General features: G+C 44.1%; 2 protein-coding genes. Both read right to left on the reverse strand.

Going from position 1 to position 3241, the window contains the following annotated elements; genetic code table 11:
• Nucleotides 1-184 precede the first annotated feature (184 nt).
• Nucleotides 185-2170: a M48 family metalloprotease gene (locus PX481_RS19720; RefSeq protein ID WP_004266742.1), complete on the reverse strand. Its 1986-nt coding sequence runs from the start codon at nt 2168-2170 to the stop codon at nt 185-187.
• A 68-nt stretch (nt 2171-2238) separates the two neighbouring features.
• Nucleotides 2239-2961, reverse strand: a complete 723-nt coding sequence (locus PX481_RS19725; protein ID WP_004163389.1) for a DNA repair protein RecN — start codon at nt 2959-2961, stop codon at nt 2239-2241.
• Between the last annotated feature and the right edge of the window lie 280 nt (nt 2962-3241).

Genomic DNA, 3241 nt, shown 5'->3' on the forward strand with positions numbered 1-3241 from the left:
TAAGTCGATCCTTGTACAGCAACATTTTTGAAGATTATCAACTACTAATAAATAATTAACTGAAAGTCCCTCCCATTATTGTTTCTATCGTTTGTTTTCGGATTTATGCAAGAGGTCTAGTGATATGGAAAGAATCCCCTGTCACAGCGTAGCTTGACGGTGGGAGTATGTCAATTGATTCAAATTAATTAACTCGCTGCCATAAACGTTGAATTTCTTTCCTCAGTTGTGCATCAGGAGGCTGGCTAAATTGTACAGAAGGATTGACCTGCACACCGGGAATATTCTGATTCCAGGGACTGTTGGAGACTGATTCTAAGTTTATGCCACTTATCACAGGGCGAAACCCGTAGCGGACGAATACTTCCTGTTGGGAAGGCTGTCTGAGAAAGGCGACAAACTCCCTGGCTGCTTTCGCTTGTCCCTCATTCACATCCCGCCGTGCGATCGCCGCCGTCGCTACTGTCTCAATAGTCGGGTCAAGATAGTAGATTTGGTAAGGTTTTTCCTGGGTAGTTTGGGCTTGGGACCAGCGATAGAGGGCGATACTTTCGTAGGTAGTCGCCACATCAGCGTCGTTGGATCCGCGAGCAATAAATTCCTGCAAGAGAATGTCACTCGAAAGGGGCGGCTGATAGACGGAACGCTTAATCAGAGCAAACAAAGATTGAATTCCCGGCCCATTCAAGTTAGTACCAGTTAGGGGACTTCCGCCAAGATTGGACTGGGACCACAAACTTAAGGTTAACTGACCACTGTTGGAACGGCTAGGGTCTGTCATGACAAAATCGAAGCTTCCCCAGGTAGATTGTCCGCCGATAGCAGTCCAGTTACGCTTTTGCATGGCCCGTTCTACACTTTGCCATTGAAAGCGTCTCCCAGGGAAGATAACCTTTCCTCTCTCGGGCCAAGCGATACCCACCAGGAAGGTTTTGACAATGGGTTGGGGCGTATCGTAGAAGGGATTGCTTTCTCCCTGTACCGCCAGGCGATCGCGCAACTCCTCTAAGATTTCCCCATTGGCTGGAATGAGGATAGTAGGCGTAAAGTCATGTTTCTGGTCGATGTAGTTATTAACTATGTCCTGAGAGCCTTGAAACTTCAGTTCTAAGTTAATGTTGGGATGAGATGCCTCGAATTGTGGCTCTAGGACTGCCAATGGTTCTTGAAGTTCCGTCCCACTGACGATGGTAAGGTTTTGCTGCACGCCAGGAAGAGGTGCATAAGCTAAAGCGAAAGCAATTAGGGCGATCGCAGCCGAAATTATTGCCCGTCTGCGTTTCGATTGAGGGCTGTTTCTCCTAGTGGGAGGCGTTAAGAGTCCTGGTTGCATGGCGAGTAATTCTTGAATGCGGTTGTTAGTGGGAGGATGGGTGGCAAATAAGCGATTGACAAGTTTACCCTTGAAGGGATTAATAATTAGAAGGGGAGCTAACGCTGGGTTTTCTTCTGTGGATATTGACTGCTGTTGGCTGTTATTTTCTAATTTTTCTAAGGCGTTAGCGAGGGCGCGAGGATTTCCGGTTAAACTTGCTGAACCTGCATCAGCAGCATACTCTCTCGTTCGAGATATGGCTAATTGAGTTAAGGTAGCCGTAAGGGGCGCAAGTAGCAAGGTAGGGAATAAGGCGGCTAGGCGGATGGGATTGGCGTTGCGGTAGTTAAACATGGCAAACATTCCCGTCATTCCTGTTTCCGTGAGGAGAGAAATTGCTACAGAAATAGTGACAGCAACTGTAGCAGTAAGGGCATCACCGTGTTTAATGTGGCTAAGTTCGTGGGCGATAACGGCTTCTAATTCGTCTTCAGGAAGCAGTTTCATCAACCCTTCTGTAATGCAGACAACACCCCGTTGGGGATTCCTTCCAGTAGCAAAAGCATTAGGAGAAGAAGTAGGAATGATATACAGTTTAGGTTCTGGTAAATTTGCCCTGTAGCACAGCACTTCAACTATGGGTTTGAGTATAGCTTCTTCTTGAGAATTGGCAGGACGAACATCAAAAGCGGCTAAAACAACTTGGTCGGAATAGAACCAGAGACTAAAGTTAATTACAGCAGCAACGATTAAGCCGATAACTGCACCAATTATCCCGCCGATGAGTAGATAAGCCGTCAGAACTAAGATGCTGCTTAATAACGCTAATAAAGCAACTGTTTTTAAGAAGTTCATTACTCGTCAATCTCCAGGGTAGTATTGTGGTGTTGATTTTTCCAGTTTAGTTGATTTATTAGTCAGGTTCAAGAAATGATAAAATCAATATTTTCTTGAAAGCCACTCAATTCTTCACTCAAATTTCTTAACTCTATAAGTTCTTCCGAATTAGTCAAGTCAGCCGTCCGCAATTTATTTTGTAATTGTTGCAGAACCCCAGCCGAGTCTTGAATCACAGTGTACAAGCTAGTTAATTTTGCTTGACGAGTATCTTGTCCTTGTTGTGCTAATTCAATATTCCGTTCTAAACTGGCTTGCAACTGTTCTAATTGTTTACGAGATACACCGAAACTCGAACGAATTTTACTTTTAACTTCCAAGAGTTGCTGTTGTAACTCATTGATTGACAATAAGGATTCACTTTCTGGCAAACGTTGAGCAATTTGTTCTATTTTTGGGGGAAGTTCAATAGCACTATCGCAAGCTTGCTGTACGGCGATTAATAAGTCCATTTGCACTGAACTGCTGCTTAATAATTGGTTAGCTTCTTGACGCAGAACTTCTGCCTTTCCTGCTAAACTTTGAGCCGAACCTTGAATAACTTGCAGTTCCTGTTGTAATTGTTGTTTGACCCGTTTCTCCCCATCTGGTTCTCTAGCTTTCAAGGCGGTTGCGCCGACTACAGTTACCGCCAATGCTGTTGGTAAAGTAACAGTATTAGATAATCCCAAAAAGCGAACACCAACAACTAAAACGATCCCGCCTGCTAAAACGGCTAAAGGGTAATAAAGAGGGTTAGCAATTTTCATTTTTAGTTAACCGTTGATGATTGATGGTTGATGATTTAGTAGATTAATTCAGGAATTAATCACAGTCTCTACATTTGGTTGACTTACAAATGCGCCTCGGAACTCCGAATTCCGCCCCGCGCTTGACTCGGCGGCGAAGCCACCTCCGAATTCCATTCATAATTCATAATTCATTACTTAAAACTGGCTCTTCGTTACTTGTTATGGTTCGATAGGGGGGCATAAATCGACTAAATCCTTATCTGGCAAGAGACTTAATTGATTAGTTCGCTCTAGATAA

This window comes from Microcystis sp. M53603_WE2, from assembly GCF_030065435.1.